24 protein-coding genes are annotated in these 26,381 nt (G+C 32.6%); 16 read left to right on the top strand and 8 right to left on the bottom strand.

The window, feature by feature from the left end:
* Positions 1–321 precede the first annotated feature (321 nt).
* From IE051_RS00230 to IE051_RS00295, 14 genes are all read left to right on the top strand, one after another.
* The gene (locus IE051_RS00230) at positions 322–843 is read left to right on the top strand and encodes a DUF6913 domain-containing protein (protein ID WP_189358274.1); all 522 of its coding nucleotides are present in this window, start codon (positions 322–324) and stop codon (positions 841–843) included.
* Positions 844–845: 2 nt separating this feature from the next.
* On the top strand, positions 846–1,721 hold the full coding sequence (gene dapA / locus IE051_RS00235; protein ID WP_189358276.1) for a 4-hydroxy-tetrahydrodipicolinate synthase: 876 nt from the start codon (positions 846–848) through the stop codon (positions 1,719–1,721).
* Position 1,722: 1 nt separating this feature from the next.
* Positions 1,723–2,646: an ion channel gene (locus IE051_RS00240; RefSeq protein WP_189358277.1), complete on the top strand. Its 924-nt coding sequence runs from the start codon at positions 1,723–1,725 to the stop codon at positions 2,644–2,646.
* Between the two features lie 108 nt (positions 2,647–2,754).
* Positions 2,755–3,555 carry an outer membrane protein assembly factor BamD gene (locus IE051_RS00245; protein WP_189358279.1) on the top strand — a complete coding sequence of 267 codons (801 nt, stop codon included), beginning with the start codon at positions 2,755–2,757 and terminating at the stop codon, positions 3,553–3,555.
* A 14-nt stretch (positions 3,556–3,569) separates the two neighbouring features.
* Positions 3,570–3,899, top strand: coding sequence for a DNA-directed RNA polymerase subunit omega (locus tag IE051_RS00250; RefSeq protein WP_189358281.1), 330 nt, complete (start codon positions 3,570–3,572; stop codon positions 3,897–3,899).
* Between the two features lie 6 nt (positions 3,900–3,905).
* The gene (gene coaBC, locus IE051_RS00255; protein WP_189358283.1) at positions 3,906–5,117 is read left to right on the top strand and encodes a bifunctional phosphopantothenoylcysteine decarboxylase/phosphopantothenate--cysteine ligase CoaBC; all 1,212 of its coding nucleotides are present in this window, start codon (positions 3,906–3,908) and stop codon (positions 5,115–5,117) included.
* Entirely contained in the window at positions 5,110–5,997 is an 888-nt protein-coding gene (gene porD / locus IE051_RS00260; RefSeq protein ID WP_189358285.1) for a type IX secretion system protein PorD, read from the top strand. The genes coaBC and porD overlap by 8 nt, the downstream gene beginning before the upstream one ends.
* 67 nt (positions 5,998–6,064) lie before the next feature.
* Positions 6,065–7,717 (top strand): DNA repair protein RecN, encoded by a 1,653-nt coding sequence (gene recN, locus IE051_RS00265; protein WP_189358287.1) that lies wholly within the window; start codon positions 6,065–6,067, stop codon positions 7,715–7,717.
* A gap of 51 nt (positions 7,718–7,768) precedes the next feature.
* Positions 7,769–8,587, top strand: coding sequence for an enoyl-ACP reductase FabI (locus IE051_RS00270; protein WP_189358289.1), 819 nt, complete (start codon positions 7,769–7,771; stop codon positions 8,585–8,587).
* 65 nt (positions 8,588–8,652) lie between these two features.
* Complete coding sequence (locus tag IE051_RS00275) at positions 8,653–9,660, top strand: glycosyltransferase family 2 protein (protein ID WP_189358291.1); 1,008 nt, start codon at positions 8,653–8,655, stop codon at positions 9,658–9,660.
* A complete protein-coding gene (locus IE051_RS00280; RefSeq protein ID WP_229796687.1) occupies positions 9,657–10,616 on the top strand; it encodes a CdaR family protein in 960 nt (319 codons plus the stop codon). The genes IE051_RS00275 and IE051_RS00280 overlap by 4 nt, the downstream gene beginning before the upstream one ends.
* The gene (gene coaE, locus IE051_RS00285; protein WP_189358293.1) at positions 10,613–11,203 is read left to right on the top strand and encodes a dephospho-CoA kinase; all 591 of its coding nucleotides are present in this window, start codon (positions 10,613–10,615) and stop codon (positions 11,201–11,203) included. Before IE051_RS00280 ends, coaE begins: the two co-directional genes overlap by 4 nt.
* Positions 11,204–11,302: 99 nt before the next feature.
* A complete protein-coding gene (locus IE051_RS00290) occupies positions 11,303–12,835 on the top strand; it encodes a sensor histidine kinase (RefSeq protein ID WP_189358295.1) in 1,533 nt (510 codons plus the stop codon).
* Between the two features lie 2 nt (positions 12,836–12,837).
* Complete coding sequence (locus tag IE051_RS00295) at positions 12,838–13,542, top strand: response regulator transcription factor (RefSeq protein WP_189358297.1); 705 nt, start codon at positions 12,838–12,840, stop codon at positions 13,540–13,542.
* Between the two features lie 203 nt (positions 13,543–13,745).
* Here the strand turns inward: IE051_RS00295 and IE051_RS00300 are convergent, their stop codons facing one another.
* Genes IE051_RS00300 through IE051_RS00320 form a run of 5 tightly spaced genes read right to left on the bottom strand, consistent with a single transcriptional unit; the run spans position 13,746 to position 18,968 of the window.
* Positions 13,746–14,405, bottom strand: coding sequence for an alpha/beta hydrolase (locus IE051_RS00300; protein WP_189358299.1), 660 nt, complete (start codon positions 14,403–14,405; stop codon positions 13,746–13,748).
* Positions 14,406–14,738: a hypothetical protein gene (locus IE051_RS00305; RefSeq protein ID WP_189358301.1), complete on the bottom strand. Its 333-nt coding sequence runs from the start codon at positions 14,736–14,738 to the stop codon at positions 14,406–14,408.
* A gap of 4 nt (positions 14,739–14,742) precedes the next feature.
* Positions 14,743–15,999, bottom strand: coding sequence for a dihydroorotase (locus IE051_RS00310; protein WP_189358303.1), 1,257 nt, complete (start codon positions 15,997–15,999; stop codon positions 14,743–14,745).
* Complete coding sequence (locus IE051_RS00315; RefSeq protein WP_189358305.1) at positions 15,996–17,921, bottom strand: BatA domain-containing protein; 1,926 nt, start codon at positions 17,919–17,921, stop codon at positions 15,996–15,998. The genes IE051_RS00310 and IE051_RS00315 overlap by 4 nt, the downstream gene beginning before the upstream one ends.
* A gap of 39 nt (positions 17,922–17,960) precedes the next feature.
* Complete coding sequence (locus IE051_RS00320) at positions 17,961–18,968, bottom strand: glycosyltransferase family 2 protein (protein WP_189358307.1); 1,008 nt, start codon at positions 18,966–18,968, stop codon at positions 17,961–17,963.
* A gap of 82 nt (positions 18,969–19,050) precedes the next feature.
* Here IE051_RS00320 and IE051_RS00325 point away from each other — a divergent pair, with 82 nt between their 5' ends.
* Together IE051_RS00325 and IE051_RS00330 are read left to right on the top strand one after the other, a co-directional pair.
* The gene (locus tag IE051_RS00325) at positions 19,051–20,943 is read left to right on the top strand and encodes a M61 family metallopeptidase (RefSeq protein ID WP_189358309.1); all 1,893 of its coding nucleotides are present in this window, start codon (positions 19,051–19,053) and stop codon (positions 20,941–20,943) included.
* Between the two features lie 348 nt (positions 20,944–21,291).
* The gene (locus IE051_RS00330; protein ID WP_189358311.1) at positions 21,292–22,404 is read left to right on the top strand and encodes a hypothetical protein; all 1,113 of its coding nucleotides are present in this window, start codon (positions 21,292–21,294) and stop codon (positions 22,402–22,404) included.
* Positions 22,405–22,655: 251 nt separating this feature from the next.
* Here the strand turns inward: IE051_RS00330 and IE051_RS00335 are convergent, their stop codons facing one another.
* Genes IE051_RS00335 through IE051_RS00345 form a run of 3 tightly spaced genes read right to left on the bottom strand, consistent with a single transcriptional unit; the run spans position 22,656 to position 26,166 of the window.
* A complete protein-coding gene (locus IE051_RS00335; protein ID WP_189358312.1) occupies positions 22,656–24,152 on the bottom strand; it encodes a S10 family peptidase in 1,497 nt (498 codons plus the stop codon).
* A 39-nt stretch (positions 24,153–24,191) separates the two neighbouring features.
* Positions 24,192–24,956: a TIGR02757 family protein gene (locus IE051_RS00340; protein ID WP_189358314.1), complete on the bottom strand. Its 765-nt coding sequence runs from the start codon at positions 24,954–24,956 to the stop codon at positions 24,192–24,194.
* Complete coding sequence (locus IE051_RS00345) at positions 24,949–26,166, bottom strand: hypothetical protein (RefSeq protein ID WP_189358316.1); 1,218 nt, start codon at positions 26,164–26,166, stop codon at positions 24,949–24,951. The genes IE051_RS00340 and IE051_RS00345 overlap by 8 nt, the downstream gene beginning before the upstream one ends.
* Positions 26,167–26,381 lie beyond the last annotated feature (215 nt).

The following is a 26,381-nucleotide window of genomic DNA, read 5'->3' on the forward strand; positions in this document are numbered from 1 at the left end:
CTTATTATTTGACAATTAAATGCTTCCATTAATGAGCGTGTTTCATTTATTAATAAATGAAATTTTGACGCATAACTCTTACTATTCTTAGTTGTAGTTAAAAAAGTTTATATCTCATATATTCATTTTGAATATCTCCTTTACAGGTTTAAAATATTCTTAAATTTTTGATTTATCAGTGCCCAATTAGGCTTTGTAAATGCGCGCTTGTAGATTCAGGAAAACAAAAAATATAACAAAATTTATAAAAGTGTAAACCTCCTGTGCAAAACAAAAAAAATGAATGTACTTTTGTTACCTTTGCGCAAAGTTTAAAGTTAAATGATTTTAAAGGGTTTTAAGGAAAAATCAAATGAAAAGTACTTAAACAAATTGTTGTCAGAGCGTCATGTGAATATAAGTGATGATGCGGTTATTAGTTTAGGTGTTGTCTTTAATGTAGATGAGGTAGATAAGGCAGAATTGTTTTACAAATTAGCTGAGTACATTCAAGTTAAAGAAAACAGAGTCAAAATCATAGCTTTTTCTGAAAGTAAAAAAGAAATTATTAGCAATTGGGAGGAGTGTTATAATGCAAATGATTTCGGATGGAATGGGGCTATAAAAAACAGTGGGTTAGAAACTTTTTTAGACACAAAGTTTGATGTGCTCATTAGTTTTTATGAACGGGAACTTTTAGAATTAAAAATAATAACGGCACGTTCAAAGGCAAAATTTAAAATAGGAATTATGCAGTCTGATGAGCGTGTGAATGATTTAATAGTTAAAACGAGTTTAAACGAGTTTCATTTATTTAAAGAGGAAGTTTTTAAGTATTTAAAAATATTAAAAAAAATAAAGTAGTAATGAGTAAATTTTTAGGTACCGGAGTAGCGCTGGTAACACCATTTAATTCAGATTTAAGTATAGACCACAACGCTCTTACCGATATTGTAAACTATAATATTGATAATGGAACAGATTATCTTGTTATTTGCGGAACTACGGCAGAAAGTGTTACGTTAACCAAACAAGAAAAGAAGGATGTTATAGAAACTATTTCTAGAGCCAGTGACGGTAGGGTACCTTTAGTGTTAGGAATTGGCGGAAATAATACGGCTTTAATAATTGAAGAAATTGAGTCAACAGATTTAAGTCAGATAGATGCTATTTTATCTGTATCACCATATTACAGTAAACCAACTCAAGAAGGGGTTTATCAGCATTTTAAAGCAATTTCAGAAGCCTCACCCATAGACATTATTTTGTATAATGTTCCTGGGAGAACTTCAAAAAACGTTGATGTTGAAACCACATTGCGATTGGCCAATGATTTCGACAATATTATAGGTGTTAAGGAGGCTGGAAATAATATGGCTCAATACTACGAATTGATTAAAAATAAACCAGAAGGTTTTTTAGTGATTTCGGGTGATGATGATTTGGCTTTGGGAGTTACTTTAGCAGGAGGTGCAGGTGTTATTTCTGTTATTGGTCAAGCTTTTCCTAAAGAATTTTCAGATATGATTAGGTTAGGGTTAAAAGGAGAGGCTAAAGCAGCTTATGAGCTACACTATAAACTAATGGATGTGATTGGCTATATTTTTGAGGAAAATAACCCTGCCGGTATTAAGGCTGTTTTTGAGGCTTTAAAATTATGCAGTGCCAAGGTGAAACTACCTTTAGTTCCTGCTTCTAATGAGTTGAAATCCAAAATAAATAGTTTTGTAAGCGCATTTTAGATTGGGAAAAAAAATAAAGGATCCAGGTTTAGGGAATTCGTCGGCGCAATTTGCCAAACGAATGATTAACAAAGATGGATCTTTTAACGTTATACATCTTAACAAAGCTAGAAGGTTCTCAGAGGCTTATCATTTTCTTATCGGTGTATCATGGTGGCAGTTTTTTGCTCTGGCTCTATGTTCTTATATTTTGGCTAACGTATGTTTTGCAGTAGTTTATCTATGTATTGGTATAGAAGAGATTATTAGTGCAACAGGCAATTTAGTAGATGATTTTTTAAACGCTTTTTTCTTTTCATCCCAAACATTTACAACGCTTGGCTATGGGGCGCTTTCTCCAAATGGTTTAGCTAGTTCTCTGGTGTCTTCATTAGAAGCTTTTGTAGGTTTGATGTTCTTTGCGTTTACTACAGGTTTGCTTTATGGTCGGTTTTCAAAGCCAAGGGCGGCAATACGTTTTAGTGAAGATTTAGTTTTCAGGGATTTTGGAGATCATAAAGCTGTTATGTTTAGGATAGAGAATAACAGAAAAAGCACCATGATAGATCCAAAGGTTTCTGTAACATTATCGCTTTCAAAAAAGAATAAAAGGGGCGAGTATAATAATGAATTTTATGATTTAAAGTTAGAACGGGAAACCATAAAGTTTTTACCCACCACATGGACAGTAGTTCATGATATTAATAAAGACAGTCCTTTATTTGGAATAGCTGAAAACGATTTAATAGAACAACAAGGTGAAATATTAATCATGGTGAGCTATTATGATGAATCATTTAATCAAGTTGTGCACCAAATGTATTCCTATTTGCTAGCTGATATTAGATTGCATTACAAATTTATTAAAGCGTATTATTATAATGAAAACGGAGAGATGATACTTGATCACAAGCTATTTGATCGTATTGAATCCTCTAAAAGTTAAATATTACTTAAACCTTGCTATTACTGTATTTCAAGAATTATTTTCGTCTTAAATATTATTTTTATTATCGATATAATTAACTTAATTTTGCATCCTGTTTAAAAAACTATGAAGAAATTTTTTTACATATTATTAGTTGCTCTTTCTGTGATGGGGTGTAATGAGTATCAAAAGGTTTTGAAAGCACCAGATATTGGCGCCAAGTTTAAGTTAGGAGAACAGCTGTATAACGAGGGGAAATATGAAAAGGCGAATAAACTATTTGCTCAAATAGTACCAAATTATAGAGGTAAGCCTCAAGCAGAAAAACTAATGTATTTGTATTCTTATTCTTTTTATAAAATACAGGATTATTATGTAGCAGGGTATCAGTTTGAGCGTTTTGCTACAAGTTACCCAAAAAGTGAAAAGGTAGAAGAAGCCTCTTTTTTAGCTGTGAAGAGTTACTATATGCTGTCACCAGTATACAGTAAATCACAAAAAGAAACCAAGGAAGCTATTGAAAAACTTCAAGAATTTATAAATATATACCCTAATTCTAGTTATTTGGCTGAAGCCAATACAATGATGAAGGAGTTAGTTTTTAAATTAGAGAAAAAGGCCTTTGAAATAGCAAAACAATATAATACTATTTCAGATTATGAGGCTGCTATTCGGTCATTTGAAAACTTTGTTTTTGAATATCCTGGCTCAACATTAAGAGAAGATGCTTTGTTTTATAGATTAGATTCAGCTTACAGGTTGGCGGTTAACAGTATAGAACGAAAGCGTAAAGAACGTTTAGAAATAGCAAAAGATTATAATAATACTTTTAAAAGCACCTATGCGAACTCAGAATACATCAGTGATGTGGATGAGATGGCCATGGTTATAGAAGAAGAATTGAAAGCTTATAGCGCAAAAAGTTAATTAATTTTATAATAATGGATTTAAAAAAGACCAATGCTCCAGTTAATACGGTAACGTATGATAGAAATCAAATAGATGAGCCAACAGAAAACATCTATGAGTCAATTTCAATCATCTCAAGACGTGCTGAACAAATTAACACAGAGATTAAGAAAGAACTTATTGATAAGTTAGAAGAGTTTGCAACTTACAATGATAGTCTTGAAGAAATCTTTGAAAATAAAGAGCAAATTGAGGTTTCAAAATTTTACGAAAAATTACCAAAACCTCATGCATTAGCTGTTCAAGAATGGTTAACTGATAAAATTTATTTCAGAAATACTGAGGAAGATTCTCAGGCATAATTTCTTATGAGTATACTAAGCGGCAAAAACGTACTATTAGGCATCACTGGTGGTATTGCCGCTTATAAAACTGCTTCTTTAGTACGGTTATTGGTTAAGTCTGGGGCTAGCGTAAAAGTAATAATGACGCCAGCAGCAAAAGATTTTATTACACCATTAACTTTATCTACACTGTCCAAGCATCCTGTTTATTCATCCTTTACTAGTGAAGAGAATGAAAATGATGTTTGGAACAATCATGTAGACCTTGGCCTTTGGGCTGACCTCTTGCTTATAGCGCCAGCAACGGCAAATACTTTGGCCAAAATGGCAAATGGCGTTTGTGACAATTTATTATTGGCTACCTATCTTTCTGCTAAATGTCCTGTGTATTTTGCACCAGCAATGGATTTAGACATGTATAAGCATAATACTACTTTGGAGTCTTTTGCTAAGTTAAAATCATTTGGAAATATAATGATTCCTGCCACAAGTGGGGAACTGGCAAGTGGGCTTATAGGTGAGGGAAGAATGTCTGAGCCAGAGGATATTGTTGCTTTTATTGAGGGTGATGTCATATCAAAACTACCATTAAGAGGTCAGAAAATATTAATTACTGCAGGGCCTACATATGAAGCTATAGACCCTGTACGTTTTATTGGTAATCACTCCAGTGGTAAAATGGGGTTTGAGATTGCAAAAGCAGCGGCTCAATTAGGTGCGGAGGTGATTTTGGTTTCCGGACCAACACATGAACAAGTATCGCATGCACTTGTTAAGGTAATTCCTGTTACCAGTGCAAAAGATATGTATGATGCTGTGCATAACCACTTTGAATCTGTTAATGTCGCCATACTTTCGGCCGCTGTTGCAGATTTTAGACCAAAAGAAGTGGCAAATCAGAAAATAAAAAAGAAATCTTCAACGTTAACTTTAGAGTTAGAAAAGACTAAAGACATTTTGGCATCTTTAGGTGAAATAAAAAAGACACAATATTTAGTGGGCTTTGCTTTAGAAACCAATAACGAAATAGAAAATGCCAAAGAGAAATTAAAAAGAAAGAATTTAAATTTAATTGTTTTAAATTCGTTAAATGATAAAGGGGCAGGTTTTAAGAGTGACACTAATAAGGTGACTCTTATTGATGACAATGAGGTAATAACGACGTTTAAATTAAAATCAAAAGCTGAGGTTGCTATTGATTTATTAAATAAAATTAGATCACATATTGATGCGTAATATTTTTCTTTTACTACTAGTTTGTTTTTGTTTTAAAGGTGTTTCACAGGAGTTAAACTGCAATGTTGTAGTAGATGCTAGACAAACAGGAAATGAGAATTTCCCAATATTCAAGACTTTAGAAAAACAAGTTACTGAGTTTATTAATAACACCAAATGGACAGATAAAACCTATAAGTCACAAGAGCGCATTAACTGCAGTATGGTTATTAACGTAAGTGCCTATTCTGGCGAGACGTTTAGAGCAACCTTGCAAATACAATCTTCTAGGCCTATTTATGGATCTTCATTTAGTACCCCAACCTATAACTTTAACGACAAGGATTTTACATTTACGTATTTAGAATTTCAAAACCTGATATACAACCCAACACAATTTGAGTCAAACTTAATTTCTGTTTTAGCATTTCATGTTTATATGGTCTTGGCTATAGATGCTGATAGTTTTTCGCCAAAAGGAGGAGATGATTATTTTAAACAAGCCCAAGTAATTACAAATTACTCACAGCAAGGAAATTTTAAAGGGTGGAAATTAGAAGATGGTCTGCAGAGCAGGTTTGCGTTAATAGATAATATTTTATCACCTACTTTTAAGGAATATAGAGAAGTGCTGTATGATTACCATAGAATGGGCCTAGATAGAATGAGCGAAAATGTGAAAACCGGGAAAGATGCGATAGCATCGTCATTAAAAAAGTTTGAAATTATGAATAGGCGTAGACCCAATTCTTTCTTATTACGAACATTTTTTGATGCCAAATCAGACGAAATTGAACAAATATTTAGTGAAGGACCAAATGTTAATATTGCCGAAGTTAAAGAAATTTTGCAAAAAGTAGCACCTATGTACAGCAGCAAATGGCAAAATATTAAGTTCTAAAGTCTTTATTCCATACCTACATTTTCTTATATTTAATTACTCATAATTTAAAACATTATAATAAGCTTTGCTGACTTCATTATCAATTAAAAATTACGCTTTAATAGATAGCCTTCATGTTGATTTTAATGATGGATTATCCATAATTACAGGAGAAACGGGAGCTGGTAAATCTATTTTATTAGGAGGTTTATCATTGATTTTAGGAAAGCGGGCTGATCTCGGAAGTTTAAGGGATGCCTCTAAAAAATGTATTATTGAAGCGGTCTTCAATATTTCTAATTACAATTTAAAAGATCTTTTTGAATCTGAAGATTTTGATTATGAAGTACAGACTATCATCCGAAGGGAAATATTACCTTCAGGTAAGTCCAGAGCATTTGTAAATGATTCTCCAGTCAATCTATCTAGTTTACAGGTATTAGGTGAACGATTAATAGATATTCATTCACAGCACCAAACAGTCCAATTGACAAGTAATGACTTTCAGTTTCATGTCATTGATGCGTTGGCTCACAATACGGATAACTTAAAAAAGTATAAAGCTGAATTAAAATCATTTAAAAGACTTCAAAAGGAATTAAAGGAACTTTTAAACCTACAAGCAGAAGCACTTAAAGAACAGGATTACAATACTTTTTTGTTAAATGAATTGGTTGAAGCCAATTTAATTGAAGACGAGGTAGAAAGCCTAGAAGCTGAATATGAAACTTTAAATAATGTTGAAAGTATTCAAGAAAATTTAGCTGAAGCATATCATCTTTTAAGTGATGAGCACCTTGGAGTGGTGACTTCTTTGACTGCCTTAAAACAGGTTTTTCAGAAATTATCTGGTTTTTCATCTGCATATCAAGATTTGTTTGAACGTGCAGAAAGCAGCTTAATTGAAATGGATGATTTTCACAGTGAAGTCCAAGGTCTACAAGAAAACTTGGATGCAGACCCTAATCGACTTGAATTTGTGGATTCCAGACTAAAATTATTGCATAATTTGATGCAAAAACATATTGCAGAAAATGTCGCAGAGTTAATTACTATAAAAAATCGGTTGGAAGAGAAGGTTACTGTTACTGCTAATTTAGATAGTAACATTCAACAAAAACAGGATAGTATAAGTGCTAAGGAAAAATCTCTTGACAGTATTTCTAAACGTATTCATAAAAAACGTGTGGAAGTTATTCCTAAATTAATTGCCCAACTTGAGGCTATTTTGATGGATTTAGGAATGCCTAACGCGCAATTTAAAATTGGGGTTCTGAGAGGTGATACTTTTTATTCTAATGGTAAAGATGAGCTATCGTTTATGTTTTCAGCCAATAGAGGAGGCCATTTTAATGAATTGAAAAAAGCGGCTTCGGGAGGTGAATTGTCAAGAATTATGTTGGCTATAAAGTCTATTTTAGGATCATATATCCAGTTGCCTACCATAATGTTTGACGAAATAGATACGGGAGTTTCGGGAGAGATTTCGAATAAAATGGGCGATATTATGTTACAAATGAGTAAAAGCATGCAGGTGTTTTCCATTACACATTTACCTCAAATTGCAGCGAAAGGACATGCTCATTTTAAAGTCTATAAGGAGGATGTCAATGACATTACTCAAACCAATTTAATACCCTTAAATTATGACGAACGTATTGTGGAAATTGCTCAAATGCTTGGGGGTAAAGAAATGTCAACATCAGCTATTGCTCATGCCAAAGAATTACTCAATTAATTAGTATATTTGTGGGCTGAATAAACCAATAAACTTACAAAATCAAAATATATGTATAACTTATTAAAAGGAAAGAAGGGAATTATTTTTGGGGCGCTAGATTCAAATTCAATTGCTTGGAAAACGGCTGAGCGTGTTCATGAAGAAGGTGGAACTTTTGTTTTAACTAATGCACCAGTGGCCATGCGAATGGGTCAAATAAATGAGCTAGCTGAAAAAACAGGTTCTCAAATCATTCCTGCTGATGCTACTTCTTTAGAAGATTTACAAAACTTGGTAGATCAATCTATGGAGATTCTAGGAGGTAAAATTGATTTTGTTTTACACTCTATTGGGATGTCTATTAATGTTAGAAAAGGAAAACATTATACGAATCAAAACTATGATTGGACACAAAAGGGAACTGATGTTTCGGCTATGTCTTTTCATAAGGTTATGCAAACGTTATATAAAGCTGATGCTATGAATGAATGGGGGAGTATCGTTGCATTGAGCTATATGGCCGCACAACGTGTTTTTCCTGATTATAATGATATGGCTGATAATAAGGCGTATTTAGAAAGTATAGCACGTAGTTTTGGTTATTTCTTCGGAAGAGATAAAAAAGTAAGAGTTAATACTATTTCACAATCACCAACGCCAACAACAGCAGGTAGTGGAGTAAAAGGATTTGACGGTTTCATAGCATATGCAGATAAGATGTCACCACTTGGTAATGCAAGTGCTTTAGATTGTGCTAACTATACTGTTTCTCTATTTAGCGATTTAACAAAACGCGTGACTTTACAAAATCTATATAACGACGGTGGATTTAGTAATATGGGGGTTAGTGATGCTGTGATGTCCACTTTTATGGGAGAAGAGGAATAACAAACAAAAATAATATTGAGTAAAAGCCACCTGTATAACGGTGGCTTTTTTGTTACATTTGTGTTATGCAGTTACAATTCTCATTTATAATTCCAGTTTATAATCGGCCTGAGGAAATTCAAGAACTCTTGCAGAGTTTTGAAGCTCTTGAGGCGACTATGGCTTATGAAATTGTAATTGTTGAAGATGGATCGACTAAACCTTCAAAAACGATAGTTGAATCTTTCCAGAACAGGTTAAATATATCATATTTTATAAAGGCTAATTCGGGGCCGGGAGATTCTAGGAATTATGGTATGCAACGGGCTAAAGGCAATTATTTTATTATTTTAGACTCAGATTGTATTCTTCCGAAAGACTATTTACAAGTCGTTGAAGATGATTTAAAGCGCGAATTTGTTGATTGTTATGGTGGTCCTGATGCCGCTCATGAGTCGTTTACAAATTTGCAAAAGGCTATTAATTTTTCAATGACGTCCATGATTACTACGGGCGGTATTCGAGGAAGAAAGAATAGTTTAGATAAATTTCAACCCAGAAGTTTTAATATGGGCTTATCAAAAAAGGCTTTTGAGGCAACCAACGGTTTTGGTAGAATTCACCCTGGTGAAGACCCTGATTTATCAATTAGACTATGGGATTTAGGGTTTAAAACAAAATTAATTGTAGAAGCTTATGTTTATCATAAACGTCGTATTTCATGGCGAACGTTTTATAAACAAGTCCATAAATTTGGTTTGGTTCGCCCCATTTTAAATTTCTGGCACCCTTCAACAAAAAAGCTTACATATTGGTTTCCTACACTTTTTATTTTGGGTTTAATTGCCTGTCTAGTACTATTTGTTTTTGATTTTACATGGCCACTAATACTTTATATGCTATATTTTGTTATGGCTTTTGTAATGGCTTTAATAGAAACAAAAAGTTTGATAGTTTCTTTTTTAGCTATCCCAGCTATCTTAATTCAATTCTTTGGCTATGGCTATGGTTTTTTGAAATCGACACTAGCCGTATCTACTTTGAAAAAAGATCCAGAAATTCATTTTCCAAAATTGTTTTTTAAACAGACATGATAAAAAGTATAAGAACTCACATAATGGCTTCCATAAAGAATAAGAGAATAAACGTATTCTTGTTGTTTTTGTTATCGTCTTTTGTGATTTTGATTTTCACTAAGCTGTCTAAAGAATATACTAAAACCATTTCTTTTGAAATTGAAAAGTATAATGTACCGAAAGAATATGTGATTTTAAACGATTCCATAAACTTAAATATTACTTTAAAAACATTTGGATTTAATTGGTTGCGTTACGCCATGTCTAAACCCAAAATAGCTATTGATTTCAGTAAAGATGTTTCTAAAGAAGGAAGTGTTTTTATATATAACAAATCGAAGGCTTATTTAAATAATACGCAATTTGACAAAAATATAGAAGTACTTAATTTAGAGCCAGAACGACTGGTATTTAGATATGATGTCAATTTGGTTAAAAAGGTACCAATAAAAATAAATACAGATATTCAATATCGTATTGGGTATGATAGGGCGTCTGAGGTGATTGCAGAGCCAGATTCAGTGGTAATTGTGGGGCCAGAAATTTTAGTGTCAGAATATGAGTTTTTGGAAACAGATACTTTAAAACTTAGTAATATAAGGGGTGATATTAAACAAAGTGTAACGTTGAAATTACCTAATAATGAAAGCGATTTAAAAATTACGGTAGAACACGTCACATTGAGTGCTAAGGTTGAAAAGTTCACGGAAGGCGCTTTTAAAATACCGGTAGAATTAATAAATGTGCCTAAGGGGTTGCAGGTAAAATACTTCCCTAAAGAAGTTACCGTTTCGTACTATGTAAGTTTAAGTGACTTTAAGATGATTTCGAAAAAAGATTTTAAAGTAATTTGTGATTTTCAAAAAGTGAATGAAAGCCAGACTGTATTAAAGCCTGAATTGGTGCTCTTTCCAGAAGTCGCTCAAAACACAAAAATTGATTATCAACGTATAGAGTTTATAACAACAAAATGATTATTGTCGGACTTACAGGGGGTATTGGTAGTGGTAAAACTACGGTTTTAAAACAATTTGAAAAATTAGGCGTACCCGTTTATATAGCTGATGAGGAAGCGAAAAAATTAATGGCCTCATCAAAAGTTATACAGCAACAACTAATAGGCTTATTTGGAACAGAGGCCTACTTAGAAGGTCATCTTAATAAGCCGTATATAGCAAATCTTATATTTAATGATAAGACCTTCCTTAGTAAAATGAATGCCATTATTCACCCTGAAGTGGCAAAACATTTTGAGGAATGGGTAAAGCATCAAGATGCACCTTATTTGATTAAGGAAGTTGCGATTTTATTTGAAAATGGAGGTGAACATAGCTGTGATTATGCTATCACGGTAACGGCTCCAAAAGCTGTAAGAATTGAACGTGTTTTAAAACGCGATAATACTTCTAAAGAAAAGATAGAAGCCATTATGAAAAATCAATGGTCTGATGAAAAAAAAGTAAGGCACTCTCATTTTGTAATTCACAATGTGTCTCTTGACAAAACTCAGGAACAAGTTCTTAAAATTCACAACAAAATAATTGAAAATCTTAAAATTTAACATTTTTGTTAATGTAAGGTTAAAAGGCTGCGCTCCTAAATGTTAAAATGTTAATTTTGAATGATGAGCAAAAGAATTTTCGTCCTATTAATACTGTTAATGAGTTTATCACTTATTGGTATTATTTCTATTCAGGCTTATTATATAAATGATGCCGTTAAGAATGAAAAGGAACGCTTTAAATTCAATGTTCTTACGGTATTAAATAATGTTTCAAACACCATTCAGGAGAATGAATTTGAAAAGTATTTTGCCGAGTATTCAAATTTAGATAAGGAGAAGAAAGCAGATGAAGAGACTGTTTCTCAGTTGTTAATTTATAGAAAAAACAATAGTACAAAAGAAACATTAATTTATAAAAGTAATGTATTACAAGAAGACTATAAGTTGTCTTCTTCGCTCTTTGACATTGGTTTAGATAGTCTAGATATTACAAATATTATTGGTGAGTCTAGTACCGAAATTTATAGTGATGTAGGGGTTACAGAAAAAGATTTGAAAAGTCCAATTTCTGAAATCATAAGAACGGGAACTATTGATGAAGCTCAAAAATTGAATTGGGAGAAAAGCTTTAGAATGATTTCTAAAAGAACACCAATTCACAAAAGAGTCTCAGAAGAAGAAATTAGTGAGTTGTTATCTGAGAAATTGGAAAAGTATGGTATTAGCATTGGTTTTGAATATGCTATTTATGGAAATGGTTTAGCGACTAAGGTGCATAGTGATAACTTTGAAAATAACATAAAATCTACCTTTAGTGTACCAATATTTTACGATGAAGATAATAGGAGTTCGTATAGGCTTTTAGTTAATTTCCCTGATGATAGGCAGTTTATTCTTTCGGGAATTATTGGTATGATAATGTTGTCTGTGCTATTTACTTCTATTATAATAATAGCGTACGGAAGCGCATTATTTCAATTGGTAAAACAACGGAAGATTTCACAGATCAAAACTGATTTCATCAATAACATGACACATGAGTTTAAGACGCCTATAGCGACTATAAATTTAGCTTTAGATGCAATAAAAAATCCTAAGGTTATTGGTGATAGTGAAAAAGTAATTCGTTATCTTACTATGATTAAGGAAGAGAACAAACGCATGCATGCACAGGTTGAAAACGTATTAAGAATTTCTAAATTAGAAAAAAATGAACTTAATATTAGTAAGGACCGAGTTGATTTACATGAATTGGTATTAGATGCACTCACACATGTGCAGTTGATAGTTGAAGATAGACAAGGGTATTGTAAAACCAATCTTAATGCTGCAAAATCGTCAGTTCTAGCTAATGAAACACATTTTACTAATGTGGTTGTGAACATACTGGATAATGCGATAAAATATTCTCCAGATGCCCCTGAGATCGAAGTGTCAACAGAAAATGTTGGAACTAATATTATATTAAAAGTAAAAGATCATGGGAGCGGTATGAGTAAAGGCGCAGCCAAAAAGGTTTTTGAAAAATTTTATAGAGAACACACTGGGAATATACATAATGTAAAAGGGCATGGTTTAGGTTTAGCTTACGTTAAACGTATTGTAGAAGATCACCAAGGTCATGTATCAGTAGAATCAGAAAAAGACAAGGGAAGCACATTTATAATTAAGCTACCATTAATATCATAATTATGGAAGAATACAAAAAAAGAATATTATTAGTAGAAGATGACCCTAATTTCGGTACTGTTTTAAAGGATTATTTAATGATGAACGATTATGAAGTTACGCATGCTAAAAATGGCATGGAAGGTTTTGAGAAATTCAAGAAAGATGATTTTGATTTATGTATTCTTGATGTTATGATGCCTTATAAAGATGGTTTTACATTGGCTAAAGAAATACGGGAGAAAAACACAGATGTACCTATTGTGTTTTTAACTGCTAAAACAATGAAAGAAGATGTTTTAAAAGGATATAAAGTTGGTGCAGATGACTACTTGAATAAGCCATTTGATAGTGAAGTATTGTTAATGAAAATTAAAGCAATTATTCAGCGTAAGGCTACTGAAACGATTTCTGATAGTAAACAGTTTGAGTTTAAAATTGGACGTTTTGATTTAAATTCAAAGCTTAGATTTTTGAAATTTGACGGAGGAGAACCTGTAAAACTCTCACCAAAAGAAAATGAACTTTTACGTTTGTTAGCATTGCATGAAAATGATTTAATGCCTAGAGAACTCGCTTTAACAAAAATATGGCGAGATGATAATTATTTCACATCTCGAAGTATGGATGTGTACATTGCTAAATTGCGTAAATATTTGAAACTCGATGAGAAAGTTGAAATCTTAAACATTCATGGTGAAGGTTTCAGATTGGTAATTAATAATTAGATTATTTACTTTATACTTATACCATAAAATAAAAAAGCCAGCTGATGCTGGTTTTTCTTTTCTATAGAATTTGTACTATAACTTTAAGGCCTTATAGCTACAATCACAAATCATACTATCATGTTAGTAGCATTTTGACAAAGGTGTTTTATCAAATAAATACTTTGAGTTTTTATGTTATACGAATTAAGCTTTATCTGTTCTTACGAAATTCGGGTACTTAGCCACGTATTAAATTCATAAAAATTTTGTGGCGCTACACCATGTCCAACTGGAAATTCAGAGTATTGGTTTTTGATGTTCAGACTATTTAAAAATGTTGGGGTTTGTCTGGCCCAATCCACAGGTATAACCTGATCTACACTTCCATGAGAGCAATAAAAATCTAGATTTGAATAATCTCTACTTACTATATCATCAGGAAAAATATCACGAACAATATAACCACTTAAGGCTACTACGTTTCTTATTTTATCAGGATAGGTTAATGCTATAGCATAGCTTAAAATACTGCCTTGGCTAAAACCTAATAAAGAAACATTATCGGCGTCTACAGGATACGTTGCAATGGCCTCGTCAATAAATTTAGATATTAAATCTCTTGATTGTATGGCTTCTACATTATCATTCCATTTACCACGTTCAGCATCAAAATTTATAGCATACCATGCATTGCCATAAGGCTGCATTGGGTACGGAGCCCTTACAGAAATAATGAAAAGCTCTTTTGGTAACTCTGAGGCAAAAGAAAATAAGTCATTCTCATCACTGCCATAGCCATGCATCATGATAAGTAATGGTGCGTTTTTCGATAAATTTGATTCACGAATAATGTGTTGTAAAGAAAGCGAGGTATTTACCATTTAATTTCCAAGATTAGCAAATAGTTTTTGATATAATGCGCCTACAAGTGGTACTTCTTGCGCTTTTTTTCCCAGTGCATTTGAGAATCCATAAATAAATAGCACGGCAAAAAATAAATAAAAACTCGATGTGATTAACCAACTATTAAAACTTCCAATAATATAACCCAATGCAAAAAAAGTAAGCCATAGACCTAAAGCCTGTCGAATATGAAAACTAGCAAAATCACTTTTATTGTCATTATTAAGGTAATAAGCAATAATAGTCCCAAAAATGGTAATGTAACTTATTATTGCATTTTTTCGGCCTTTTTTAATGTCTTGTTCAGTCATAAATTTATGAATTTAGAACGGTCTTATTGTTTGAAATAATACCATAAACATGACCTTTCAAGGTTTCGTTTTCAAAAATGGCATTTTTTGATTTAGAAATGATGTGTTTTTTTGAAAACACATATTTTGTGTCTGGATTAAATAGGGTAATATTTGCTTTGTTTCCTATATTAATGGGTGTTTGTTCAGTGCCAAACCTAACTTTACCTTTGGTTAGAATATCAATTGTTTTTTTTGTAGTAAATATATTTTGTAAAATGCCAAAGGCACTTTCTAATCCTATGGTGCCATAATCGGCATGATCAAACTCTATTTTCTTGCCTTCAATATTAATTGGGTTATGATCTGTTGTCACCATATCTATAGTCCCATCTTTTAGCCCATCAATAAGAGCCTCCACGTCAGTTTTAGTCCGTAAAGGCGGTAGTACCTTATAAGAGGTATCGAATTCAGTTAATACCTCGTCTGTATAGAATATATTGTGCAGCGCGACGCTACAGGTAATATCAAGTTTCTTTTGTTTTGCAGCTTTGATTAAGGCCACAGATTTCGCTGTAGAAATGGTAGGGATGTGTAATTTTCCACCAGTGTATTCTAATAAAAACAAATCTCGAGAAATTTGTAATTCTTCAGCTAAAGCAGGAATGCCTTTTAATCCAAGTCTTGTACTTGTTATGTTTTCATTCATAACACCATTACCCACAATTTTATTCTCTTGTGGAAAAGAGCAAACTAGACCATTAAAATTACTGGCATATTGCAAAGCAATTTTCATAAGATTGGGGTTAGAAATGGGCTTTTTGTAATCATAAAAAGCGACAGCACCAGCCGTACGCATATCATACAGTTCAGCTAAATATTCACCCTTGCTGTCAACAGTTAAGGCACCTATAGGTAATAAAGAAACGGCGTTATTATTTGATTTAGAATTAACAAATGTGATGTCGGCATTAGAATCTATGATGGGATCACTATTCGCATTTAGTGCAACAGCTGTGAAGCCAGAATATGCTGCTGTTTTAAGTCCGTTTAATATTGTTTCACGATCTTCATAACCTGGTTCTCCAAAACTAACACTGCTGTCAAACCAGCCTTGAGAAATATGGAGGTTATCTAACTTGATTTCTTTAAAATTTAAGGTGTTTTTTATTCCATCTGCAATCTCAGTAATCACCCCATTTTTAATTAATACATCTTTAGTGGAATTATGGAATTCGCTTTTAGGATCTATTATTGTAGCAGATTTTATAAGTATGTTCATTTAAAGAATTTTAAGATACCCATTTCAATAATCAATAATGCTAATGCAAAAATAACAAACCATTTCCATAGGGCGTCAACTTTTGTATCACTTTTTATACTGTTAAAAACATCTTGAATAGATTGGCTTATAGAGGCGTTTTCAAATGCAGACAGGTCTCTATATGCTAACACACTTTGATCTCTGGAGTAATTAAAACTAACATTCTTTAAATGTTCGTTTTTATTCGTAATGGAATATGTGCCTGAAGTTGAAGGTGTTTCAGAGGTGCTTATGGTTACCTTTGAATTAAAGTATTGTTGCCTGGGAATAATATTGATGCCATTTTTTTCTAAAGACAATACGTCATCTAGTTTCATTTTTGTGTCCACATCAAAGGCGTTTTCTTCACCAATGGTGTAATAAATTTCGGGGTTTTTAAAACTATTTTTGGCAATATTATATAATGTTGGAACTATTAAAGGCGAGTTTTTAAAACTAGAATTATTTTGATTTAGTGCGGCTGTAAATACATAAAGATTGTTATTACTATTTAAAAAAGGCGTACCATCTTCAAAGTTAAGCGCACTGTAAAAGTTATTAGTTATGAATCTGTTATACGAACTGACTTTGGGGTATTGGAAGTTTTTTACCTGTTTTTCAAAGACACCCGAATTATATAAAGGGTGTGAATAATTAATTGTAGTAATGCGCTTTTCAGTTTCATTAACATTTAAAAAACTACCACCATAATTAGTCAAAAGTTGGTTGTATGATCCGATATTTATTGATTGGGAAGGAATAATAACTAAAGATCCTCCTTTTGTAATAAATTGTTTTAATGAAGTAAGTAAAGAATTTGGAATGTTGTCTAATTCATTTAAGATAATAAGCTGCTGGCTATCAATGTCATTATAGTTAACCTGCTGTTCTGGTGTGCCAGTATAGTTAAATTCTGTTGAAGCATACAGACGCTTTAAATAGTTATCCTCAGCATTGTTAATAGCAAAGACATTAATCTTTGAAGGTTTATTAATATTAAAATAAAGGGTGTTATCAAATTGTAGGCTGTTATCATCAACGGTTATTTTACCATTTATAATTTGATTAACAGGTAGCGAAAAGGTAGTTTCAGAAGATTCTCCTACAGTTATTGATGTTTTTGCAATGAGTTTATTATCATTATATAAGGCGATCGGTAGGTTCTCAACTTCCGTTCCGCTATTTCTTAATGTAACTTTTAAATATATGGATGTTGGTGTACGCTCCGCAATGAAAGCACTGTCAAGGGTAATGTTATTCCTGTTTACAACTTGCAGTTTAACCAAATTGGCTTGAATATTGGAATCAGCAACAAAATTAAAATCAGACCCGTCGTCTTGAAAATCCGAAACGAATATTAAATTTTTTAGAGAGCCTTGGCTTTTAGAAAAAAATGATTTACTCTTCAGCATGGCAGCCTTATTACTCAATTTATTTGAGGTATAATTGAGTTGTAATAAATCATTTTTAACCCCATCTATTGTCGTGTTTCTAAATGTTTTATCGTTAGTAAAAATACTGATTACTTCATCCTTTGGCACATGGGTAATAATATCTTGAATGGCTCTTTTGAAAAGCTCTCCCTGATTACCTTTAGCCTGCATGCTAAAGGAATTGTCTAAATAAATGACTGTTTCTTTAGGGGTATTAAAGGTTTCTGTTTTTGAGATAAATGGTTGGGCGAAGGCTAATACTAAAGCAGTTAAAAGGAGTAATCTTGTGCAGAGAAGTAGCCATTTTTTTATTTGAGAACTCTTTCTTGTTTTTAAAGTAACCTCTTTTAAAAAAGCAACATTAGTAAAATCGGCTTTTTGAAATTTTCTTAAATGGAATAAATGAACAATTATTGGAATTAGCAGTAAGAATAGGGCGTAAAGAAGTTCTGGGTGTTTAAACTGCATGTCTAATATCGGTTAAACAAACCTACATAATTTTTTTGATTAACAAAAGAAAACATAATCCTCAATAGGATTCATGTTTAAGCCATTTACATAATCTAAAATTTCACTTTGATCCTCCTTGTTCGCTACAGTTATAATACTCTGTGTGTCCGTAAAACTTTCAAGAAGGTTAAATGCTTTTAATGTAGAACCATAAATATCTTTACCTATTTTTTTTGGATTATCACAAATCCATTCAAAAGGGATGTTTTTTTCAATAAGTAATTTTGCAACTTTTTTCCCCTTTTTTCCAGCACCCCAAACCACCAAAATTTTATTGGTTTGATAATCCAGTTCCAAGAAATAATGCAATTTCAATTCTAAAAAATGATTTTCGGCATAATGTTCGTGTGTTCTTGATGTGCGGGTATTATAATCTCTCCAATCATGAATTACTGCATCACATGGAATACACCTATATCCCTGCTTATAAAATCTAAAGGCCAAATCATAATCTTCAGGATACCTGCTAGGTTCAAAGGCGTCACAGGCAATAAAATCTGTTCTATGAATCATCCAGCAGGGCGAAGGAATGACACATTCTTTATAAATTTCGGTGTAGTTGAGACCTTTTTCTGTCAAAGCGTTTAGCCACAGCTCATAGCTTTTATAACCGGCTTTTATACCATCCTTGGAGAAATAGTTAACTAAGCCAAGCGCAACATGTTTTTTACCATGAACCAAGAGCTTATCAACTAAAACCTGTATTTTATTTGCACGCATGATATCGTCACTATCCATTCTTGTGATTAATTCACCCGAAGAGTGTTTGAATGCTAATTGTAATGCATTAATAATACCGCTACCAACGTTTTTTAAAAGTTTAATTCTTTTATCTGCTTTAGCAAAAGCGGACACAATATCATAACTGTTATCAGATGAGGCGTCATCAACTATTATCAACTCCCAATTTAAATAGGTTTGATTAATTATTGAATTTAAACATTCGGTTAAGTAATGCTCAGTGTTTTTGAAAGGAATTAATATACTTACAAGCGGTGTTTGCATGATGCGAATTTAACAAAACCTTAAGAATACGAGCGACAACATAATAGTATTTTGCGGCTTTAAAAAAATAAAAATGAAATTAATGAATACCAGAGTCTTATTCACATTATTTATTACTACATTAATTTTTAGTTGTAATCCTACGAAAAACACAAGTGAAGATTTAGCAGTAAACTTACCAATTGAAACCACTATAGATTTGGTGAATATAAATGAAGATCGTGCACCTGTTACTATTAATCCAGGACGGTTTAATTCAGAAACTGTAACATACCGTATGCCAAGAGTTGTGCAAGGTACCTATTCAGTAAGTGATTTTGGTAAGTATATTGAGGATTTCAAAGCTTTTGATTATCAAGGAAATGAAATGACCGTAAATAAGGTAGATACTAATACCTGGTCAATTTCAAATGCCAAAGCTTTGGATAAAATCACTTATTTAGTTAATGATACTTTTGATATTGAAGTTGAAGGAGGTATTGGAAAAGAGGAGCCATTTTCTCCTGGCGGTACCAATATAGAAGCCAATAATTTTGTTTTAAACCTTCACGGTTTTATAGGGTATTTTGATTCTTTAAAAAACAACCAGTATAAGCTAGATATTGCGGCATCGGCAGATTTTGTGCGTTCTTCAGCATTACAAACGGTGAGTTCTAAAACCAGTGAAGATGGCAAATATATCACAACAAGTTATTTTGCACCTAGGTATTTTGATATAACGGATAACCCAATGATGTATGGCGATTTAGATGTAGCCGAATTTCAAGTAGGGGATATAAAAATTGTTTTAAGTGTTTATTCACCTAATAAAGTGCATTCAGCAGCGTCTTTAAAAGAAACTGTATTTAAAATGATGCAGGCTCAAAAAACATTTTTAGGAGATATTAATGTTACACCGAGATATGATATCTTTTTGTATTTGTCTGAAGGTAAAGAAGATTCTCCTAAAGGTTTTGGTGCTTTAGAGCATCATAAATCTACGGTTGTTGTTTTTGCAGAGTCTATGGACGAAGATAGTTTAGATGATAGTATGACCCATGTAGTCGCTCATGAGTTTTTTCATATTGTTACACCGTTAAGTCTGCATTCTGAAGATATTCATTATTTCGATTATAATAATCCAACATTTTCAAAGCATTTATGGATGTATGAAGGGGTTACTGAATATTTTGCGACCTTATTTCAAGTAAATCAGGGACTTGATGAAACGGCTGATTTCTATAAGAAAATCATGGAAAAAATAAATTATTCTAAACAGTATGATGATGCCATGAGCTTTACAATCATGAGCGAAAATGTACTAAGAGATCCTTACAAAGAACAGTATATTAATGTATATCAAAAAGGTGCGTTAATTGGTATGTGTATTGATATTTTAATGCGATACGAAAGTAATGGTCAAAGAGGTATTTTATCTTTAATGAAAGAATTGACTAATAAGTACGGCACAAACAAACCTTTTGAAGATGATAAAATAATTGATGAAATTGTAGCTATGACGTATCCTTCATTAGGAACGTTTTTTAACGATCATGTAATAGGGGATATTCCGATAAAATATAATGAGTTTTTTGAAAAAGTTGGGCTTGAGCTTGGAGAGACCAAAGTTGAAACGAATTATATAGTTATGAATGGAGGTCCTATTGTTAGTGGTGACCAAGCAACAGGTACTATTTTCTTTACTGAATTGGTTTTAGAAAACAGTTTTTGGAAAGAACAAGGTGTACAGCCAAATGACGTTATAAAAAGTATTGATGGAGAAGATATGATCATGGCCAATGCAAATAGCATTTTACAGAAAGTTTTCAATTGGAAAGCAGGGCAGGAGGTTGAAGTTAAGCTGGATAGAAATGGAGAGGAAATTGTAATTAAAACCACTACCACAACAAACTATACCCAAGGCATTGGGATTGTAGAAAAAGCAGAGGCGACAGAAGCACAAAAATCAATAAGAGTAGCTTGGTTGCGCGGATAATATTAGATATAATATAGATTAAGGATTGGTAAACTAGTGTTTATCAATCCTTTTTTTTGATTTTAATTTTCTGAAGGCATCAGGATATATTCGGAGAATTAATGCATATAATAAGCAGGAAATTTAAAGCTATACCGTGAAGATTTTCTCTTGAATAGCGCAGTGCTTTATAAAAATAATGTCTAATTTTGTGTTAAAATTAGGTGTTAATAAATATAAATTTTTGGCCTTCCTTTTTTCGTCTTGAAATTAAAGCTTACAGTGTCAACTTGATTTCTACTAATGTGTTGAAAACCAGTGTTTAATATGTGGTTAGTAGGGTGAAACAAATAAATTTAATCAGAAATTATGAATAGATCAAACAAATTTGGAGGGGTATTATGCCTTGTTTTTCTCGTGATAAATTTATTTGAAGCAAATGCACAAAGTGGTATCCAATTTCCTAAGAAGGATTCAACTACGGTATCAAAGGAGTGGCCATATGTTTTACCAATTTGGGGTCAAAAGGTAGCCGACAGAAATATTGATTTACAATTACCATTTGGTTTCAATATTAATTATGTTTTTAATCAAATGTCTTTGGAATTAACAGAATTCAGTATGAATTTTTTCGATGGCGAAAATTTGGATGACCTTATTAATCCTGAAACACTTAATTTCACTGAGACTGTGGCAACCACAAATGGCGTAAATCTAAGAGCTGATGCTTGGATATTACCATTTTTAAATTTTTATGGTATTTATTCAAAAAATCAAGGTACAACTAAGGTGTCTTTTCAACCCCAGGTTGTTGAAAATAATTTAGGACCAAACGGAAACTTGAAGGAAATAACAACGCTTGAAAAGCCTATAGACGTCCCTGCAGTGACATTTAATACAAATTCATTTGGAATGGGGACCACGCTAGTTTATGGATGGGATAACTATTTTGTAAGTATGGATGGAAATGTGACTTGGACCACATCAGATTTATTGACGCAAACGGTTACTTTTTTTGTAGGTTCTGCTCGAATAGGACGTAGAGTGACTTTTAGGAATAAAATGAAGTTAGCGGTATACATTGGTGCCATGTATCGTGATTTTGTAAATAAAGAAAATAATACAGGATCTATCGGGGTGCCAGAATTAGATGAAGCCATGTTAAGAGCTATTGATGCTTTTTCCACTATTAATAATGAACAGATAGTATTTTGGGAAAGTCTGCCTGATGCAACGCCAGGAAAAGATGAAAAATTAGCAGAGTTATATGCAAGGGAAAATAAGCTTGATTCTGCCGCTGATAGAGTAGAAAACTCCGACACAATAAATTACAGCATTAAAAAGGAAATTATTGACAATTGGAGTACGCAAATTGGCTTTAATTTTGAGATATCTAATAACTGGATGTATAGAGCGGAATTAGGATATCGTGATAATCAAAAGTTTTTTATGACTGGTCTACAGTATCGATTTGGTCTTTAGAAATAGGCAGATAAAGAGAAAACCATTTTGACTAAAGGCAACATTTTAAGAAGCGGTTGCGCATTGTAAACAGATTTTCTAAACAAAAATGCCTCCCACTTTGTCTGGGAGGCATTTTTGAATCTTTTAGTGTGTATACTTTATTCTATTACTTAATACTTGTTGTGCATAATATATTCCGTAGTCTCTAAATTAAAACGCACTTCTATTATTGTATTCCATTTTGTCTAGGGGACAAAAATAAATTAGGGCTATTTTTTTAGGTATTTAGCTGCTTTTCCATTCGTCAATGCGTTTTTCATAAACGCACGCAAATCATCATTAGCGGTTATTAAGTCTTCACTTCGCAAATACATCATGTGTCCGCTTCTATAGCCTTTAAAGGTAAAGCGGTCTTTCATTTTGCCACTTGGGTCTATTTGCCACATGGTGTATTTCGCTCCAAAATAGGTGGTTGCACCATCATAATAACCAGATTGAATAAGTACTTTTAAAAAAGGGTTTTGTGCCATAGCCTGTCTCAACCCTTCACGGGTATTGTCATTTCTTCTGTCCCAAGGGTGAACATCACCAAACATTTGGTATTTTATATCCGTCTTAAAATTAAGGTGTTCTCTAAGGTAATAATTTATGGCAGGGGTAAAGGCATGGTTCCAAGACATAAGTTCTGGACTATAATCCGGTGAAATACCGGTTTCTCTTTTATCAATGCCCAAATACCTAGAGTCTAGTCGCCCAATGGTTTGACCGGTTTTGTTTCGGAGTAAATCCTTCCAATAAAAATGGGTAGGTACATCTAAATTATTCTGCAAAATAGACTGTTCACTTAAACCTGAATAATAGGCCATTTTTTTTGCAATTTGTCCCTTTTCATTTTCAGAAATAAAGCCTCCTTTAGCTAGTGCCGGCATCAAATTGTTAATGGCGAAATCTTCAGCTTCAGGTAAAATATTAAGTAAATCTTTTTGTTGTAATTCGGGAGAAAGCATGTTATGATGCCAAGCGGCAGCAGTGAAATAGGGTAAGTTAAGGGCAGAATACACAGGTTGGTTGGTATTGTATAACTTATAATCAGCGGGCGATACTAATATCACGCCATTTAAATACATCCACTGTCGATTCTGTAATTCGTTTGCTAGCCCCATGACTCTTGTACCGCCATAACTTTCGCCAATGATATATTTTGGTGATTCCCATCTCCCTTTTCTAGATACAAACGTGTTAATCCATTCGGCCAAATATTTAATATCGGCATTAATTCCAAAAAAAGTATCTCGCTTAGGTAATTCTCCTTTACTATCTGGAATCATTCTTGAATAACCTGTATTTACAGGGTTAACATAGACAATGTCTGCTATATCTAGTATTGAATTAGGGTTGTCAGAAACGCCATAAGGTTGAATAGGATACCCCTCAGAATCCAAATTTAATACTTTAGGTCCTGTGTAGGCAATATGCATCCATACCGAAGCTGAACCAGGACCTCCATTAAAGGAAATAATCAAAGGCCGTTCATTCGTGTTATTGGTATTTGTTCTCTCGTAAAAGGTATAATATAATGCGGCAATAGGTTCTCCTTTTTCGTTCCACACCGGTTGTGTTCCAGTAGTCGCCTTATAGTTGATACTTTTATTCTTAATCGTTGTGGTATGGTTGGTAACAACCATTGTATCAACTGGTATGGCTCTTTTTTGTGCTAAACACAATACACTTGACAGCACTAAAAGGCATGATAAATAATGTTTCATAAGGTTTATTTTTTATTGTAAATATATATAATTTCAAAGTTAAAACCCTTCAAATACGCCTAAACCAAATAAGGCAAAATCATATTTAACAGGATCATTTGGGTCTAGCTTTCTTAGGGCGCTATCAAGTTCAAATAGAGCTTTAGCATCATTTTGTTTGCGTTTCAAGAGTCCTAATTTTCTAGCAACATTTCCCGAATGAACATCTAAGGGGCATGATAAAATTGAGGTTGGTATTTTAGTCCAAATGCCAAAGTCAACACCGGCATTATCCTGCCTTACTAACCATCTAAGCATCATATTTAACCGTTTTGCGGCCGACCCTTTATTGGGGTCTCCAACATGTTTAAGTGTCCTGCTTGGATGAGCTATAGAGAAGAAGGTGTGTTTAAATTCATGTATGGCAGGTTGCATACTTGATGCTGAAGCATTCTTATTAAAAATAGATTCCAAGCCACCATGATGTAGGTATATATGTCTAAGCGCTTTTATAAAATATTTTAAATCTTCAGCATTAAAAGTACGGTGTACAAATCCGTTCAAATTGCTTAAGTCTAATTCAGAATGATTCATAACAAAATCAAATGGAGCATGATCAAACAATTGCATCATTTTATCAGCGTTTTTAATAATCATTTTCCTATTTCCCCAAGCTATTGTGGCTGTTAAAAAAGATGCGATTTCTATATCTTCTTTTATATTAAACCTATGTGGGATTTGTATAGGGTCACTTTCAACAAACTTCTGGTTGTTGTATTCCTCTACTTTAGAATCTAAGAATTCCTTGATTTCACTTTTATTCATTGTTGTCAAATAGTAACTGTGTAATATTCATGCTAGTGCGGTCTTTTCCGTTTACATAAAATAAGGCAATAAATTCTTCACTATTTTTTAGATACTTTTTATAGAAACTCATAATTGAATCCTGATTTGTAAAATATTCAACGGCTGCTGTGGCTCCAAATCCATGGTTAGAGAAGAACATAAGATTTGAGGTGTTATTATCGCCAATAAGTTTAGCTACCAACACATGCTCATAACTATGTCCGTTTGACATTAATGTATATGTAGTGTCAATATTTTTTTTAGTGTTTTTATATTTAACATTTCTTTCTTCATTATAAGGAACCTTTTGGTTATCAAAATACACAACATCATCAATTTTATTGCTAGAAACTTGATTAATTAATTTTACACGTTTAGATTTTAAGTTGAAAAACTCTACAAAAGCATTTTCATAACGTAACGGCCCTATATAAAGGGAGTTTTGTTCTTTAAGCTGTTGTAGTGTTAAATTATGAAATTTATGAATCTTAAATTCCTTATCACTTTTCTGAAAATATCTTGATAAATCATTAACAGAATAGGCGCTTAAAAAATTAACATAAACATTTCTGCCAGGTGAATAATCCTTCATTAAATCAGGCTGTTTTTTAATTTCATTATAAAAGTCAGCAGTAGAGTTTATTTCATAATCTCTATGCCATCCTGTTTTATTAAACAATGTAGGGCCGTAATAACCAAATATATCATATAGATATAAAGTGGTTTCTTTGTCATTGTTAAAAAAGGAATGCCAAATGGGGGGGGTATAACTGAGTTTAAAAATTAGGTATGCTGCTAAAGCTAAAATGGTTAAAGTTGATAGTCCAGCTAAAACCTTAGACTTTTTTGAATATTTAGGTTTTGGTTTAGCCTTTTTGTAAAATGATACTTTATACTGCCCGCGTTTTATTACAATATGAATAGGGTCATTTATACCTTCAGCGGCGTAATACTTTTGTAATTTATTGCGTAAATGGTAAATATTCACCCGTACCGTAGCCTCACTTTTTTCAGATTCATATTTAGAGCCAAAAAGTTCAAGTGCAATATTGGTAGCGTTTAGGTCTTTATTCTCAATCGAAGATTCAATAATATATTTTAAAAGAACCTTGCTAGTAGTAGATTTTAAAAACGTATGGCTTTCTATTAGGCTTTTTAATACCTGATGTTTTTCCGCTGTTGAAATCATTTTAAAGTGAGTTACAGCGTAAAGTAAGTGAAAATAAAACGCACCAACAAGTAGGTTGTCTAAAAGCTGGTTTTAACCCTTAAAACAACCATTAAAAAGAGTTAAAAGTGTTATTGAGGTTTTTGCTTTTATATATTTGAGAGATACGAATAACACCGTATTTACTAAAATAACCGAGTTAACCATTCAAATTAAAACTTAATAAAGACAATTAA

Source organism: Algibacter mikhailovii (genome assembly GCF_014651495.1).
Lineage (GTDB): Bacteria > Bacteroidota > Bacteroidia > Flavobacteriales > Flavobacteriaceae > Algibacter_E > Algibacter_E mikhailovii.

What these genes read in the sequence shown, in the direction of transcription:
- coaE (WP_189358293.1), top strand. Translation starts at nt 10,613, where the DNA reads ATGATTATTGTCGGACTTACAGGGGGTATTGGTAGTGGTAAAACTACG.
- IE051_RS00295 (WP_189358297.1), top strand. Translation starts at nt 12,838, where the DNA reads ATGGAAGAATACAAAAAAAGAATATTATTAGTAGAAGATGACCCTAAT.
- IE051_RS00345 (WP_189358316.1), bottom strand. Translation starts at nt 26,166, where the DNA reads ATGATTTCAACAGCGGAAAAACATCAGGTATTAAAAAGCCTAATAGAA.
- IE051_RS00245 (WP_189358279.1), top strand. Translation starts at nt 2,755, where the DNA reads ATGAAGAAATTTTTTTACATATTATTAGTTGCTCTTTCTGTGATGGGG.
- IE051_RS00275 (WP_189358291.1), top strand. Translation starts at nt 8,653, where the DNA reads ATGCAGTTACAATTCTCATTTATAATTCCAGTTTATAATCGGCCTGAG.
- IE051_RS00305 (WP_189358301.1), bottom strand. Translation starts at nt 14,738, where the DNA reads ATGACTGAACAAGACATTAAAAAAGGCCGAAAAAATGCAATAATAAGT.
- IE051_RS00280 (WP_229796687.1), top strand. Translation starts at nt 9,657, where the DNA reads ATGATAAAAAGTATAAGAACTCACATAATGGCTTCCATAAAGAATAAG.
- IE051_RS00250 (WP_189358281.1), top strand. Translation starts at nt 3,570, where the DNA reads ATGGATTTAAAAAAGACCAATGCTCCAGTTAATACGGTAACGTATGAT.
- IE051_RS00340 (WP_189358314.1), bottom strand. Translation starts at nt 24,956, where the DNA reads ATGAATAAAAGTGAAATCAAGGAATTCTTAGATTCTAAAGTAGAGGAA.
- porD (WP_189358285.1), top strand. Translation starts at nt 5,110, where the DNA reads ATGCGTAATATTTTTCTTTTACTACTAGTTTGTTTTTGTTTTAAAGGT.
- coaBC (WP_189358283.1), top strand. Translation starts at nt 3,906, where the DNA reads ATGAGTATACTAAGCGGCAAAAACGTACTATTAGGCATCACTGGTGGT.
- IE051_RS00230 (WP_189358274.1), top strand. Translation starts at nt 322, where the DNA reads ATGATTTTAAAGGGTTTTAAGGAAAAATCAAATGAAAAGTACTTAAAC.
- IE051_RS00300 (WP_189358299.1), bottom strand. Translation starts at nt 14,405, where the DNA reads ATGGTAAATACCTCGCTTTCTTTACAACACATTATTCGTGAATCAAAT.
- IE051_RS00270 (WP_189358289.1), top strand. Translation starts at nt 7,769, where the DNA reads ATGTATAACTTATTAAAAGGAAAGAAGGGAATTATTTTTGGGGCGCTA.
- IE051_RS00320 (WP_189358307.1), bottom strand. Translation starts at nt 18,968, where the DNA reads ATGCAAACACCGCTTGTAAGTATATTAATTCCTTTCAAAAACACTGAG.
- IE051_RS00290 (WP_189358295.1), top strand. Translation starts at nt 11,303, where the DNA reads ATGAGTTTATCACTTATTGGTATTATTTCTATTCAGGCTTATTATATA.
- IE051_RS00330 (WP_189358311.1), top strand. Translation starts at nt 21,292, where the DNA reads ATGAATAGATCAAACAAATTTGGAGGGGTATTATGCCTTGTTTTTCTC.
- IE051_RS00310 (WP_189358303.1), bottom strand. Translation starts at nt 15,999, where the DNA reads ATGAACATACTTATAAAATCTGCTACAATAATAGATCCTAAAAGCGAA.
- IE051_RS00315 (WP_189358305.1), bottom strand. Translation starts at nt 17,921, where the DNA reads ATGCAGTTTAAACACCCAGAACTTCTTTACGCCCTATTCTTACTGCTA.
- dapA (WP_189358276.1), top strand. Translation starts at nt 846, where the DNA reads ATGAGTAAATTTTTAGGTACCGGAGTAGCGCTGGTAACACCATTTAAT.
- IE051_RS00325 (WP_189358309.1), top strand. Translation starts at nt 19,051, where the DNA reads ATGAATACCAGAGTCTTATTCACATTATTTATTACTACATTAATTTTT.
- IE051_RS00335 (WP_189358312.1), bottom strand. Translation starts at nt 24,152, where the DNA reads ATGAAACATTATTTATCATGCCTTTTAGTGCTGTCAAGTGTATTGTGT.